The sequence below is a fragment of the Flavobacterium proteolyticum genome, assembly GCF_015223105.1.
Taxonomy (GTDB): Bacteria; Bacteroidota; Bacteroidia; order Flavobacteriales; family Flavobacteriaceae; genus Flavobacterium; species Flavobacterium proteolyticum.
Genome location: NZ_JADFTZ010000002.1, coordinates 47,568 through 62,272 on the forward strand (window position 1 = coordinate 47,568; position 14,705 = coordinate 62,272).

Below are 14,705 nucleotides of genomic sequence, written 5' to 3' on the forward strand. Positions count from 1 at the left end.
AATAATTCGGAAAATTACTAATTTTTTATGTTATCTGAATTCAATATATCGTTTTTTAAAAAAAATATAGTAAATTGGAACCAAATTAATGGCTCTCAAATGATTAAAAAAATTACTCTCCTACTGTTTATTGGATTTCTTTTGTCACCATTTTTATTCTTTGGGCAAAATATTTCGTTGTACACTCAAGTAAACGGACGTTATGACTTTACTTTTGTAGGAAATACGATGAATACAGCTGAAAACAATCCGACTAATTTCTATGTAACCAATACTTCTTCATCTGCAACGTTAAATCTTGGTCCAAGTGATACCGTAATTAGAGCCTATTTATATTGGGCAGGAAGTGGAGATGGAGATTTTGATGTAGACCTGAACGGAACTAATATAACTCCTGATAGAACGTTTTCACATTCGAGATTTTTCAATCCTAGTACTTTTACTTACTTCAGTGCCTTTAAAGACATAACAACTTTAGTTCAAACAACAGGAAATGGAACTTATACTCTTTCTAATTTAGACATTTCTCCTTTTGAAGCGCTTCATTACAGTAGAAAGACAAATTTCGCTGGTTGGGCAATTTTAATTGTTTATGAAAACCCAGCATTGCCGTTAAACCAACTAAACATTTATGATGGACTACAAGGGGTTCCTGATGCTTTGCAAATAGATTTGACAAATTTATATGTACTTAATAACGCAAATGCTAAAGCCGGATTTATCGCTTGGGAAGGAGATTCACAATTACCTACAGAAACTTTTACGGTTAATGGAACAGTTATTAGTAACCCTTTTAATCCACCAAATAACGTATTTAATAGTACAAACTCAGTTACTGGATCGAACCAACTATACAATATGGATTTGGACATTTATGATATTGATAGTTATATTTCCATAGGAGATACGAATGCTTCAATTGCATTGACTTCTTTTCAAGATTTCATTATGATTAACACTGTTGTTACCAAACTAAACAGTCAATTACCCGATGCTACAATAGTACTTAATAACCCTTCTACATTATGTGATTCAAGAGATGTGAATTTGAATTTTACTGTCTCAAATTTAAATAGTACAGAAGTTTTGCAAGCCAATACTCCGATTACTTTTTACGCAGGAACACTAGCTGTTGCTACAACATATACACAAAATACAATTCCAATTGGCGGAAGTGAAAACGGAACTATAACACTAAATATTCCTAGTTCTGTTCCATTAAATTTTACATTACTAGCTGTTGTTGATGACACTGGAAATGGAACAGGAGTTAGACCTGAATTGATTGAAAATAATAATTCGTTCCAAATAGAAATCGAATTGATAGTTTCTCCTATTTTCAATCCCCTAAACTCATTAACTTCTTGTAATCTTGGTTTAACTAGAGGAATTTTTGATTTTTCTGGATATGCTGCATTGGTTAGCACAAATCCTACTCATTTAATTTCTTTTCATGAAACCTATAATGATGCTGTACAAAATATAAATCCTATCGGAAACAGTTCTAATTACGATGCAATCACAACTCCAAAAGAAATTTTTGTTCGTATCGATAACGGTTGCTTTTCTGTTACTTCATTCCAACTTTTAACAGAAAATTGCCCGCCAGTAGTTTACAATGCCGTTTCTCCTAATGGTGACGGTTCAAATGATACTTTTTTCATCGATGGTCTTCGCGATATTTTTGTAAACTTCGAGTTATTGATTTATAATCGTTGGGGCAAACATTTATGGACAGGAAATAACAACAAAGCGGATTGGAATGGCTATGTAGAAGAAGGTATTGGAAGTACATTAGCTCCAGCAGGAACGTATTTTTATATACTTAATTTAAACGACCCCAATTATAAAGAGCCTTTAACTGGGTATTTATACATAAACAGATAAAATTAAATTACATGTTTTGAGTGTAATAGTTATAATCTTTCAATAGAGTTCTGATAAAATCCTGATCATTCCCTGATTGATTTTTTATACCCGTAACTGCTATAACTTTTTCTCTTAATTTCACAATGGTTTGAAAATCTCTTGACACAATTGCGATTTCAAATGTTTCTTTGATAATCCTAACATCATTATCCGAAAGTTTAATTACTAATGGATACGTAGGAACATAATCAGAATGAACATCTTGAATAATGGTATGATTGATATTAATTTTATTTTTCAAAGTAATAACTGCAGTTCCTGCAGCCATATCACCTAAGCGTTGATTTTTCGCACTTGCAATTACAGTTATTAAAGCTATAATTCCATTTCCAATGAATATTTCTACTAATCTAAATAACCAGCGTACTAAGTAATCTCCAAAACTAGCTTGATAACCATCTAATTTTATCACTTTAGTTTTCATGATTCGTTTTCCTATTGTTTGTCCTTCCCACAAACTTTCTTGCACTATGGTATAAAACATTATTGGAGAATAGATTAACAAGTAAATTGCCATTTTAGACCAATTATCTAAACCTTCAATTGCGGCAGCCAAACCTGTTAAATCTAAAACAAATCCTACAACTACAGCATAAGCTATCATAACAAGAAAATCAAGCAGTTGTGCGAAAATTCGATCACCAACAGAAGCCGCCGTAAAATTTATATTTACATTTTGTGTAGTATTTATTGATAATTGTGTCATATTTTTATATTTTAGCATTTCATGAGAGAAATAGCATTCATAAAGCAAAATAAAGAAAAATGGCTTGAATTTGAACAAGCAATTTTTGGTAAAGCTAAAAAAAATCCAGATGATTTAGCCAATCTGTACATACATTTAGTTAATGATTTATCCTACGCTCAAACGTATTATCCTAAAAGTAAAACAGTTGTGTATCTAAACCATTTAGCTGCACAAACGTATCAAAAAATTTATAAAACCAAAAGAACAGAAACCAATCGGATAAAACATTTCTTTCTAACCGAAGTGCCATTACTTGTTTATGAATATAGAAGATACGTAATGTATGCGTTTTTAATATTCTTTGTATTAACTGCTATTGGAGTAGTCTCTGCCAAAAATGACGATTCGTTTGTTCGTTTAATTTTAGGCGATCAATATGTAAATATGACTTTAGAAAACATTGAAGACGGAAATCCTGTCGCCGTATATAAAACGGGCAGCAACTGGGGAGGCTTCATTGCAATTACCTTAAACAATCTAAAAGTCGGAGCACTTTCCTACTTTTTTGGAATTTTCATAGGCATTGGTACTTTCTATGTTTTATTAAACAACTGTATCATGTTAGGCTCATTTCAATATTTTTTTTACCAAAGAGACGTATTTTGGGAAAGCGTTAGAGGAATATGGATTCATGGATCAATGGAAATTTTTGCTATGGTAATTGAAGCAGGTGCCGGTTTTATTTTAGGTGCAAGTATTTTATTTCCTAAAACTTTTTCACGATTAGAATCTTTCAAAATTGGTTTTCAAAATAGTTTCAAAATCTTTTTAAGCACCATGCCTTTTACATTTGCAGCTGGTTTTTTAGAAGGGTATGTAACACGATATTCTATGGAAATGCCAACCTATTTAAGTGTAGGGATTATTTTGATAACGTTATCATTAATCAGTTTTTATTATTTAATTTATCCTTTCATAGTTCATAAAAAAGCAAAAAAATATGTTTCAACTTTATAAAAAAAGAGAGTTTAGTGCTCTTGTAGGTGATACTTTTAACTTTTTTAAGTTGGAAGGAAAAAACTACTTTAAAAACTATTTTATCATTAATGGAGGATTGCTATTACTTCTAGTAGTGCTGATTTATTTTTTCTCCAACATATTCATCAAAGGTACTTTTGAGGGACTTCGAAATGGAAATCAAAACAGTTTGGCTAATGAAATATATGGTAATATTGGACTATTCATTGGTTTTGGAATCGCCATGATTTTTCTTATAATGCTAATATCAATCATCAACTATTCATTTCCTGTTGGGTATTTAAAACTAATTGAAGAAAAAAAGGAAAGAAATTTTGAAAATTTATTTAAATACTTCAAAAGTAAATTAGTCAGAATCATAGGATTTTATTTTTTATCGTTAATCATATTATTGCCTTTGTTAGCAATAGTTGTAGCTCTAACCTTTTTATCAATTTTTATTTTAATAGGAATTCCTCTGATTTTTTTATTGCTACCAACATTAACAAGTTTTATTGCCTTAACTTATTTTCATTATGTAACAGAAGAAATCGGTTATTTTGAAGCAATTAAAAAAGCTGTTCTAATGCTAAAAAGCAAATATTGGCCTATCATTGGTTCTACATTTATTGTACAAATGATTGTTCAAATAACACTTGGAATTTTTACATTAATACCTTATTTTATTGGAATCATAACTGTTTTTTCAAATCCAGAATCATTACAACAAAATCCTGATAATGCAATTTCTTTTGTTATGATTTTACTTCTTGTTATTGTAATAATTTCAATCATATTTAATTACACACTACAAAATATTGTTTTAATAAACCAAGGTGTCATTTTTTACAGTTGCAAAGAAGAAATGGAAAACGTCAGCATCAATAATAACATCGATTTAATAGGAACAGATGAAGCTTAAATTCATATTTTTTTACTTTATACTTTTCTTACAATTGGATGTTTGTTTTTCACAAGTCCAAATAGATTCTGCTGTAATAGAATCTACTGCTTATGAATCAAGAAAATTCGGAAATTTAAAAGCAAAATATTCTGATTCTGATTTCAACTATATTGAAAAACCCGTAAAAGTTGACACAAATGCATGGGATAGATTTTGGAATGCAGTAGGTCGTTTTTTAAGTAACTTATTCGATTTTGGCAATGGTCCAAATAGTTTAAGTGGCTTAGAAATTGCCATGAAGGTAATTGCTATTTTAATAATCCTGTTTGTTGTTTATCTAATAGTTAAAACCATTATCAATAAAGAAGGAGGCTGGATATTTAGCAAATCATCAAATAAAATTACTATTTCAGAAACCATTGAAGAAAACATCCATTCATTAGATTTCAATACATTAATTACAAAAATTAAAAATGAAAAAAACTATCGTTTGGCAACCCGATATTATTATTTGTGGCTTCTAAAAACACTTTCTGATCGCAATATAATTGAATGGGATATTGAAAAAACAAATGGAGACTACTTAAATGAAATTTCAAATCTTGAATTAAAAAATGAATTTCAATTTTTATCTTATGTTTATGAATATAGCTGGTATGGCGAATTTAATTTGAATGAAACTGACTTTGAAAAAACAGAAATAGCCTTTTTAAAATTAATCACTAAAAAATAATATGCCAAAGAGTTTAAAAATATACATATTTCTTTTAGTGCTAATTTTAATTGGCATTATTTGGGCTGACGCAACAAAAGAAAAACCAATTGATTGGAGTGAAAGTTATTCGCTAAACATGAAAAGTCCTTTTGGTCTTTATGTGTTTAATGAAGAACACAAATCGTTTTTTAGCCCTCAAAAAGTAAAGAAATTCAACGAGTCTCCTTATGAGTATTTTGATAAAAATTATAATGTTGAAAAATCAACATACAACATAAAAGGAACAATCTTACTAATTGAACATCAAACTAATATTGATGATTATTCTGAAAACGAACTTTTCTATTTCACTAGTCATGGAAATGCTGTTTTTTATAGTAATACTAATTTTTCCGAAAAATTTGCAGATTCGCTTGGTTTTGAAATTGCATACAATAACGACTTCTCCGATTCGCTAAAATTCAAATTAGAAAGAAATGCAAAACTTGACAACTTCTATTTTAACAAAGGAATCAACAATGCCTATTTCTCTAAAATCGATAGTAGCAAAACAGAAGTTTTAGGAACACAAATCAATTCTAAAGGAGAAAAATTTGCCAATTTCATTAGAGTTCCATACAAAAACGGAAATTTCTATTTGCATTTACAACCTGTAGCCTTTACCAATTATTATATGTTAAACAAAAACATAAAATACACAGAAGATGTTTTAGGCTACATTCCATCGCAAAATCCCATTTATTGGAAAGTAAAACAATATGATAACGAAGAATTGTCAAGTTCGCCAATGCGATATTTATTAAGTCAACCCGCTTTAAAATGGGCTTGGTTTTTAGCTTGGATAACCTTAATGATTTTTATTGTTTTCAATGCAAAAAGAAGACAACGAATTATACCAATTAAAGAAAAACTAAAAAATACAACTGTAGATTTTACCAAAACAATTGGAAATCTATATTATCAAGAAAGAAATCATCAAAATATAGCAGAAAAGAAGATTATATTCTTTCTTGAAAAAATTAGAAATGAGTATTATATAGACACCTACAATTTAGATGATACTTTTGTAAACAGACTGAATCAAAAAACAGGAAAAAGTAAAAAAGATATTGAAGATGTAGTATTCTTTATAAAAAAACTCAGAAATCAATCTAATACAACAGAAAAAGAATTAATAACGTTTAACGAACTTTTAGAAAAACTGAATTTATAATGGAAAATAATTTTGAAATCAATAATCAAGAAAACGAAAATCTAAACTTTGAGTCTCGTTTAAACTTACAACCGTTACAAGATAATGTTCAAAAAGTAAAAGCTGAAATTGCAAAAGTAATCGTAGGTCAAAACAAAATGATTGACCAACTTTTAGTAGCGGTTTTATCAAATGGACATGTTTTACTTGAAGGAGTTCCTGGAGTTGCAAAAACTATCAGTGCCAAACTTTTAGCAAAAACATTATCGTTAGACTTTAGCCGAATTCAGTTTACACCCGATTTAATGCCTTCTGATATTATTGGAACATCTGTATTTGATTTATCTAAGTCTACATTTGAATTTAAAAAAGGACCAATTTTTTCAAATTTTGTACTTATTGACGAAATCAATCGTGCTCCAGCTAAAACCCAAGCAGCACTTTTTGAAGTTATGGAAGAACGTCAAATTACCGCTGATGGAACTACTTATGTTTTAGATAGACCATTTTTGGTTATTGCAACACAAAATCCAATTGAACAAGAAGGAACGTATCGCTTACCAGAAGCGCAATTAGACCGTTTCTTGTTTAAAATTAATATCGATTATCCAAATTTAGAAGAGGAAATTCACATCCTTCAAAAAGAAAATGATTTACAAAGTCGTGATAAAATGAGTGCTATTGCTACCATTATTTCACAAAGTCATATAATCGAATTCCAAGAACTAGTAAAACAAATTCTTATCGAACAAAACTTAATCGAATATATAGCCAAAATTGTTTTAAACACACGCGAAAATGCATTTTTATATTTAGGCGCTTCACCAAGAGCATCGATAGCTATTTTAAATGCGGCTAAAGGTTTTGCTGCTTTACGCGGAAGAGATTTTGTAACGCCAGATGATATTAAAGACGCAGCAATTCCGGTTTTACAACACAGAGTTGTAGTAACTCCAGAACGCGAAATGGAAGGAATCACCAGTACAGAAATCATCAAACAAATTGTAGATTCGGTAGAAATTCCAAGATAATTTTCTGAAAAATTAAAGAACGTTTGTCATGCTGAACTGGCTTTAGCATAAATAACAAAATTTTAAAAAATAAATGAAACGCATTTTCAAACAGCTTTATCTCAATAATTTCCTTTTTTATTGCCTGATGGGAATCATTTTGCTATTCACAGTAGCGTATTTTTTCCCCTCATTATATCATGCTGTTTGGTATGTTTTGTATGTTTTAATACTATTTGTATTAATTGATATCTTATTGCTATTTGGCACAAATAAAAAAGTAATTGGTATCAGAAATATGTCTGAAAAATTGTCAAATGGTGATGAAAATGAAATTTATATTGCCTTAAACAATCAGTTTACATTTCCTGTTCGTTTAAAAATTATAGACGAAATTCCGTTTCAATTTCAACAGCGAAATTTTGAGGTTAAAAGAAAAATAAAAGCACAAACTAAAGATGACTATCGCTACTTTTTAAGACCAACAGAACGTGGTGAATATTTTTTTGGGAATCTTAATATTTACGTTACATCTCCCCTTCGATTAGTAAGTAGAAGATTTACTTACGACAACAATCAAATGGTTCCTACTTATCCATCGTATATGCAATTAAGAAAATACGATTTAATGGCATTCTCTAATAATTTATTCCAATATGGATTAAAGAAAATTAGGAGAATTGGTCATACTATGGAATTTGAACAGATTAAAGAATATGTACAAGGCGATGATTTAAGAACTATTAATTGGAAAGCTACTGCGAAAAAAAATCAATTAATGGTGAATCAATACCAGGACGAAAAATCACAAAATGTCTACATGGTAATTGATAAAGGAAGAGTAATGAAAATGCCTTTCAATGATTTAAGCCTTTTAGATTATGCTATTAACGCCACTTTAGTTTTATCAAATGTAATTATAAAAAAACAAGATAAAGCCGGTATTTTTGCTTTCTCAAAAAAAGTTGAAAATCGTGTTGTTGCAGAAAAAAGACAAAGCCAAATGCAACAAATCATGGAAAATTTATACAACATAAAAACCGATTTTTTTGAAAGCGATTTTAGCCGTTTGTATGTCGATGTAAAAAAACATATCAACCAAAGAAGTTTAATTATTTTGTACACCAATTTTGAAACTTTAGATGGCTTACATCGACAATTACCCTACCTTAAAGGAATTGCAAAAAACCATTTGTTGGTTGTTGTATTTTTTAACAATACAGAGTTAAACGAACTGATACACAAAAAAGCAGATAATGTTCAAGAAATTTACGACAAGGTAATTGCTGAAAAATTTGCTTTCGAAAAACGATTAATAGTAAACGAACTAAGAAAATACGGAATTTATTCAGTTTTAACCCAACCCGAAAACTTAACATTAGATACCATAAATAAATATCTTGAAATCAAAGCCAGAGGAATTCTTTAAACCATGAGTCTTTACAATTTAATGCAATATTGCTTTTTTGGTTTCGGAATTTATAATTTATTCTTTATAATCTTCAGAAAAAATAAATTTTTCCATAATAAAATTAAGTATGAAGAAATTGACCAAGCAGCTACCATTACATTAATAATTTGTGGTATGATTTATTTGGCTAATTGGACTTTTGATTGGATTTATATTTTTGCTAATCGAAATTCAGAAAACAGCAAAAGTATTTTTAATAGATTAAATGGTCCTTATGGGTTTGCTGTTTATACCCAGCAACTAACCTACATATCGGCTTGTTTATTATTTCTTCTAAAATTTGTTAAAAAAAGTTCAATTATTAGATTTCTTATAGGTTTTATATTTCTATTTAACTTTGAAAAGTTTGTAATCGTTGTAACCTCTTTACATCGCGATTACTTACCTAGCTCGTGGACAATGTATCAATCTTCTTTTGGATGGATAATTGCAGATTGGACAATCAAAACATTGATTTTTGCAAGTTTTACCACAATTACTTATTTCATAATTAATAGAAACAAACGTTAAAAAATATCAAAATACACTTACAAAGTCAAAATAATAAAGATATTTTTTATCTTTAACCTTTACTAAACTAAAAAACATGAAATACTTATCGTTATTGTTAGTATTCTTGCTTTCTATTTCAACGAATGCACAAGAATATTTTCCAAAAAATGATGGCGTAAAACAAAGTTTTAAAAACTTTACCGCAATTACAAACGCCACTATTTATGTATCAGCAACGCAAAAAATTGAAAAAGCTACGCTGTTAATCAAAGAAAACAAAATTGTTGAAGTAGGGATCAATGTTGTAATTCCAAAAGGAACAAACATAATTGATGCTACTGGAAAAACAATTTATCCTTCATTCATCGAATTGTATAGTGAATTCGGAATCAACAAACCTACTCCAAGACCAAGTGGAAATTTCACACCACAATACGACACAAATCGTGAAGGCTATTATTGGAACGACCACATTAAACCAGAATACAATGCGTATGAAAACCTAAGTTACGATTCAAAAGCAGCAGGAAATCTAAGAGAAGCTGGCTTTGGAACGGTTCTAAGTCACCATAATGATGGTGTGATTGCAGGAACTGGTTTACTTTGGACATTAAACGACTTCGGCACAAACGCTGATAGAATGCTAAAAGATAAAGTATCACAACATTTCACATTCAGCAGAAGTAAGTTCACAAAGCAAAGTTATCCTTCTTCTATGATGGGAAGTATGGCTTTAATTCGTCAAGTATTTCATGATGCAAAATGGTATGCACAAGGAAACGCAACAAACAAAGATTTATCTTTAGAAGCTTTTAATGCGAACAAATCATTACTTCAAATTTTCAATGCTGGCGATAAATTAAATGCATTAAGAGCAGATAAATTAGGTGATGAATTCGGAGTAAAATATCTAATCAAAGGAAGTGGAAACGAATTTGAACGTATAGACGAAATCAAAAAATCAGGTGCAACTTTCATTATTCCGTTGAATTTTCCAGATGCTTATGATGTTTCTGACCCCTATTTAGCGCAACAAGTAAGCTTGAGCGATATGAAATTTTGGAATCAAGCACCATTTAACTTGAAAATTTTAGCTGAAAATAATGTCCCTTTTATACTTTCTACAGCTGATTTAAAAGAAACAAAATCATTCTTATCAAACTTAAGAAAAGCCGTTTTATATGGTTTACCAAAAGACAAAGCGTTATTAGCCTTAACAGAAAATCCTGCTAAATTGGTAAATCAATTTGACAAAGTAGGTTCTATTTCTAAAGGAAAATTAGCGAACTTCATCATTGTTTCAGGTGATATTTTTGAAGATAAAAGCAACATCTTAGAAAACTGGGTACAAGGAAATCGAAATATCATCGATAAAATTAATCCAACTGATATCAGAGGGACTTATGATTTAGTGTTTGATAACCATAAATTTGAACTAAAAATCGAAGGCGAAACTTCAAAATTTGAAGCAAAGGCGGTTAAAGACAGCATCAACTTTGGAACAAAAATTCAATTCAATGATCCTTGGGTGAATTTGGTAATCAAAAACCAAGATACTACAAAAGCAAATTTCGTAAGACTTTCAGGAACTTTCGTTAAAGACATGATGCAAGGAAAAGCTGTTTTAGAAAACGGAAACGAAACTTCTTGGACAGCTACAAAAAGAGCAACTGAAGTTAAAGAGGATAAAAAGAAAGACGACAAAAAAGACGAACCAAAAGTTCCTTCAATGTATGCTGTAACGTATCCAAATATTTCGTTTGGGACAGCTGAAAAACCAAAACAAGAAACCATTTTATTCAAAAATGTAACCGTTTGGACAGGTGAAAAAGAAGGAAACTTAAAAGAAACTGATGTTTTAATCCAAAACGGAAAAATTGCAAAAATTGGTAAAAACTTACCAACCGCTGGAGCAAAAGTTGTTGACGGAACAGGAAAACACTTAACCGCTGGAATCATTGACGAACATTCACACATTGCTATTTCAAACGGAGTTAACGAAGGCGGACAAAATTCATCAGCAGAAGTTACAATTGAAGATGTGGTAAATTCAGAAGATATTAATATTTACAGAAATTTAGCGGGTGGCGTTACTTCGGCTAACTTATTGCATGGTTCTGCAAATCCAATTGGAGGTCGTGCGGCATTTATTAAATTAAAATGGGGCTATTCTCCTGATGAAATGTTAGTAAAAGATGCTCCAAAATACATCAAATTCGCTTTGGGTGAAAACGTAAAACAATCGAATTGGGGTGATTTTGAAAGAAGCCGTTTCCCTCAATCGCGTATGGGTGTGGAACAAGTTTATGAAGATTATTTCACTAGAGCAATCGAATACAAAAATGAGTGGGATACTTACAAATCAGGTAAAAATAAAAAAATGCCAAGATTTGATGTCGAAATGGAAGTTTTAGGCGAAATTTTAGCTAAAAAACGTTTCATCACTTGCCACTCTTACGTTCAATCAGAAATCAACATGTTGATGAAATTAGCCGAGCGTTATGGATTCAAAATTCAAACGTTCACACACATTTTAGAAGGCTACAAATTAGCAGATAAAATGTCGGCTCACGGTGTTGCTGGTTCAACATTTGCTGATTGGTGGGCTTATAAATATGAAGTAAACGATGCCATTCCTTACAATGCGGCTATTATGATGAATGAAGGCGTAAAAGTATCTATCAATTCTGATGATGCTGAAATGTCAAGACGTTTGAACCAAGAAGCAGCTAAAACGGTTAAATACGGAAACGTAACAGAAGAAGAAGCTTGGAATTTCGTAACCTTAAATCCAGCAAAAATTCTTCAAGTAGATAACAAAGTAGGAAGTATTAAAGTGGGTAAAGATGCCGATGTGGTACTTTGGTCAGATAGCCCATTATCAATCTACACAAGAGCTGAAAAAACGTTAGTAGACGGAATCATTTTCTATGATTTAGAAAAAGAAAAAGAGACTTTAGCATTGATTCAAAAAGAACGTGCTGAGCTAATCAATTTCATGTTAGACGCTAAAAACAAAGGAATGAAAACGCAATTGCCTAAGAAAAAAGAAAACGGTCACTACCACTGTGATACTTTAGGAGAATATTGCAAAGAGTCTCACTACAAATACAACTAATCATGAAAAAATATATAGTTCTTTTATTTATTTCTTTGTTTGGGTTTGCCCAACAAACGCCAGCTCCAAAACAAAGCAAATCGATTTTAATCTTAGGTGCCAAAGCGCATTTAGGAAACGGAAAAGTAATCGAGAATAGTTTAATTTCGATTATCGATGGAAAAATTGCCAATATAGGCGATGCAACCGTAATGAAACCAGCTAAACACGATATTGTGATTGATGCTTCTGGAAAACATGTTTATCCAGGATTTATTGCTCCCAATTCAACTTTAGGTTTAGTAGAAATTGATGCGGTAAGAGCTTCGGATGACGAAAGTGAAATTGGACAATTCAATCCACACGTAAGAAGTATTATTGCTTACAATGCAGAATCTAAATTAGTAGAAACAACGCGTCCAAATGGCGTTTTATTAGCACAAATTACCCCTAGAGGCGGAAGAATTCCTGGAACTTCATCAATCGTTCAATTAGACGCTTGGAACTGGGAAGATGCCACTATAAAAACAGATGATGGTATTCACTTAAACTGGCCAAGAAGCTATTCAAGAGCGGGTTGGTGGGCAGAACCAGGTGGAATTGAAATGAACAAAAACTACGATCCTCAAGTAAAAGCAATTCAAGAGTATTTTGATAATGCTTTTGCTTATTTGGGAAGTAAAAATGATAAAAAAGATATTCCTTACGAAGCTATGAAAGGATTACAATCGGGTGAAAAAACCTTGTTTGTAAACGCAAATGGCGAAAAAGAAATCATCGACGCCGTTTTATTTAAAAAGAAAAACAACATCAAGAAAATGACAATTGTTGGTGGTTATTATGCTTTTAAAGTAGGTGCATTATTGAAAGAAAATAATGTTTCTGTTTTGTTGAATCGCGTACACAGTTTACCTTTATTAGAAGATGAAGACGTAAATTTACCATATAAAAACGCTAAATTATTAGTTGATGCAGGCGTTTTAGTTGCGTTACAGAATGCAGGTGACATGGAACGTATGCAAACTAGAAATCTTCCATTCTATGCTGGAACGTGTGCCGCTTGGGGATTAACAAAAGAACAAGCGTTACAATTAATCACTGGTAATTCCGCTAAGATTTTAGGAATTGACAACCTATATGGAACGTTAGAATCAGGTAAGAGTGCTACTTTATTTATTTCTGAAGGTGATGCATTAGATATGAAAACCAATGTAATTTCATTCGCATTTATCGATGGACGACAAATCAGTTTGGAAAGTCACCACACCGAATTGTACCAACGTTATAAAGGAAAATTCGAACAACAAAAAAAATAAGACCTAAAGCCTTTCAATAAATGAGAGGCTTTTTTTGTACTTTTGCTCTATAATATCTTATACATGAAACAAATCACCTCAGTTCAAAATCCGTTTATCAAATCGTTGGTGCAATTGCAAGAAAAAGCAAAAGTTCGCAAACAAACGGGTACTTTTTTAATTGAAGGAAAACGCGAAATTGAATTGGCACTAAAAGGTGGTTATGAATTAGAAACTATTTTATTTTTACCAGAAATCATCTCTGATATTGAAATAAAAAACTTTGTCAAATCGAGCGAAGTCGAGATTATCGAAATTTCAAAAGAAGTCTATCAAAAATTAGCGTATCGCGATACAACTGAAGGAATTTTAGCCATTGCCAAAACCAAATCATTAGCTTTGTCCGATTTAAAACTATCTAAAAATCCATTGATTTTAGTTGGTGAATCCTTAGAAAAACCCGGAAACGTTGGCGCTATTTTAAGAACGGCAGATGCCGCAAATATTGATGCCGTAATTATCGCCAATCCAAAAAGCGATTTATATAACCCAAATATCGTTCGCTCAAGTGTAGGTTGTTTGTTTACCCGACAAATTGCTGTTGGAACCACAGAAGAAGTCATTGCTTATTTGAAAGCAAATAACATTAGTATTTATTCCGCAACCTTACAAGATTCAACGGAATATCACACCCAAAATTACACCACTCCAACTGCATTAGTTGTAGGAACAGAAGCGACTGGTTTATCAGAAAAATGGCGAACTGAAAGCACTAAAAACATCATCATTCCAATGCAAGGCGAAATCGATTCTATGAATGTTTCAGTTGCTGCAGCTATATTGTTATTCGAAGCCAAAAGACAACGCGGATTTTAGTCTTTCTTCTTTTCTCTTT

At 31.1% G+C, this 14,705-nt stretch carries 12 protein-coding genes; 11 read left to right on the forward strand and 1 reads right to left on the reverse strand.

Going from position 1 to position 14,705, the window contains the following annotated elements; all coding sequences use genetic code 11:
- Window positions 1–99: 99 nt before the first annotated feature.
- A complete protein-coding gene (locus tag IM755_RS05640; protein WP_228063904.1) occupies window positions 100–1,887 on the forward strand; it encodes a gliding motility-associated C-terminal domain-containing protein in 1,788 nt (595 codons plus the stop codon).
- Window positions 1,888–1,894: 7 nt separating this feature from the next.
- On the opposite strand, the gene IM755_RS05645 is transcribed toward IM755_RS05640, so the two are convergent.
- Complete coding sequence (locus tag IM755_RS05645; RefSeq protein WP_194094585.1) at window positions 1,895–2,635, reverse strand: RDD family protein; 741 nt, start codon at window positions 2,633–2,635, stop codon at window positions 1,895–1,897.
- 21 nt (window positions 2,636–2,656) lie between these two features.
- On the opposite strand from IM755_RS05645, the gene IM755_RS05650 reads away from it, so the two are divergent.
- The 10 genes from IM755_RS05650 to IM755_RS05695 all read left to right on the forward strand — a co-directional run bounded on the left by IM755_RS05650 (window position 2,657) and on the right by IM755_RS05695 (window position 14,686).
- Window positions 2,657–3,634: a stage II sporulation protein M gene (locus IM755_RS05650; protein ID WP_194094587.1), complete on the forward strand. Its 978-nt coding sequence runs from the start codon at window positions 2,657–2,659 to the stop codon at window positions 3,632–3,634.
- Window positions 3,618–4,556 (forward strand): hypothetical protein, encoded by a 939-nt coding sequence (locus tag IM755_RS05655; RefSeq protein ID WP_194094589.1) that lies wholly within the window; start codon window positions 3,618–3,620, stop codon window positions 4,554–4,556. The genes IM755_RS05650 and IM755_RS05655 overlap by 17 nt, the downstream gene beginning before the upstream one ends.
- Window positions 4,546–5,271: a DUF4129 domain-containing protein gene (locus IM755_RS05660; protein WP_194094591.1), complete on the forward strand. Its 726-nt coding sequence runs from the start codon at window positions 4,546–4,548 to the stop codon at window positions 5,269–5,271. The genes IM755_RS05655 and IM755_RS05660 overlap by 11 nt, the downstream gene beginning before the upstream one ends.
- Before the next feature lies 1 nt (window position 5,272).
- Window positions 5,273–6,466 carry a DUF4350 domain-containing protein gene (locus tag IM755_RS05665; protein ID WP_194094593.1) on the forward strand — a complete coding sequence of 398 codons (1,194 nt, stop codon included), beginning with the start codon at window positions 5,273–5,275 and terminating at the stop codon, window positions 6,464–6,466.
- The gene (locus IM755_RS05670; RefSeq protein ID WP_194094595.1) at window positions 6,466–7,476 is read left to right on the forward strand and encodes an AAA family ATPase; all 1,011 of its coding nucleotides are present in this window, start codon (window positions 6,466–6,468) and stop codon (window positions 7,474–7,476) included. The genes IM755_RS05665 and IM755_RS05670 overlap by 1 nt, the downstream gene beginning before the upstream one ends.
- 73 nt (window positions 7,477–7,549) lie before the next feature.
- Window positions 7,550–8,884, forward strand: a complete 1,335-nt coding sequence (locus IM755_RS05675; RefSeq protein ID WP_194094597.1) for a DUF58 domain-containing protein — start codon at window positions 7,550–7,552, stop codon at window positions 8,882–8,884.
- A 3-nt stretch (window positions 8,885–8,887) separates the two neighbouring features.
- Window positions 8,888–9,436 (forward strand): hypothetical protein, encoded by a 549-nt coding sequence (locus IM755_RS05680; protein ID WP_194094599.1) that lies wholly within the window; start codon window positions 8,888–8,890, stop codon window positions 9,434–9,436.
- Window positions 9,437–9,512: 76 nt separating this feature from the next.
- A complete protein-coding gene (locus IM755_RS05685) occupies window positions 9,513–12,536 on the forward strand; it encodes an amidohydrolase family protein (protein WP_194094608.1) in 3,024 nt (1,007 codons plus the stop codon).
- Between the two features lie 2 nt (window positions 12,537–12,538).
- Window positions 12,539–13,831: an amidohydrolase family protein gene (locus tag IM755_RS05690; protein ID WP_194094618.1), complete on the forward strand. Its 1,293-nt coding sequence runs from the start codon at window positions 12,539–12,541 to the stop codon at window positions 13,829–13,831.
- 63 nt (window positions 13,832–13,894) lie between these two features.
- Window positions 13,895–14,686, forward strand: coding sequence for a TrmH family RNA methyltransferase (locus tag IM755_RS05695; RefSeq protein ID WP_194094620.1), 792 nt, complete (start codon window positions 13,895–13,897; stop codon window positions 14,684–14,686).
- Window positions 14,687–14,705 lie beyond the last annotated feature (19 nt).

Coding starts and splice junctions, on each gene's coding strand:
- IM755_RS05645 (WP_194094585.1), bottom strand. CDS start 2,635: ATGACACAATTATCAATAAATACTACACAAAATGTAAATATAAATTTT.
- IM755_RS05640 (WP_228063904.1), top strand. CDS start 100: ATGATTAAAAAAATTACTCTCCTACTGTTTATTGGATTTCTTTTGTCA.
- IM755_RS05655 (WP_194094589.1), top strand. CDS start 3,618: ATGTTTCAACTTTATAAAAAAAGAGAGTTTAGTGCTCTTGTAGGTGAT.
- IM755_RS05660 (WP_194094591.1), top strand. CDS start 4,546: ATGAAGCTTAAATTCATATTTTTTTACTTTATACTTTTCTTACAATTG.
- IM755_RS05680 (WP_194094599.1), top strand. CDS start 8,888: ATGAGTCTTTACAATTTAATGCAATATTGCTTTTTTGGTTTCGGAATT.
- IM755_RS05675 (WP_194094597.1), top strand. CDS start 7,550: ATGAAACGCATTTTCAAACAGCTTTATCTCAATAATTTCCTTTTTTAT.
- IM755_RS05670 (WP_194094595.1), top strand. CDS start 6,466: ATGGAAAATAATTTTGAAATCAATAATCAAGAAAACGAAAATCTAAAC.
- IM755_RS05695 (WP_194094620.1), top strand. CDS start 13,895: ATGAAACAAATCACCTCAGTTCAAAATCCGTTTATCAAATCGTTGGTG.
- IM755_RS05685 (WP_194094608.1), top strand. CDS start 9,513: ATGAAATACTTATCGTTATTGTTAGTATTCTTGCTTTCTATTTCAACG.
- IM755_RS05690 (WP_194094618.1), top strand. CDS start 12,539: ATGAAAAAATATATAGTTCTTTTATTTATTTCTTTGTTTGGGTTTGCC.
- IM755_RS05665 (WP_194094593.1), top strand. CDS start 5,273: ATGCCAAAGAGTTTAAAAATATACATATTTCTTTTAGTGCTAATTTTA.
- IM755_RS05650 (WP_194094587.1), top strand. CDS start 2,657: ATGAGAGAAATAGCATTCATAAAGCAAAATAAAGAAAAATGGCTTGAA.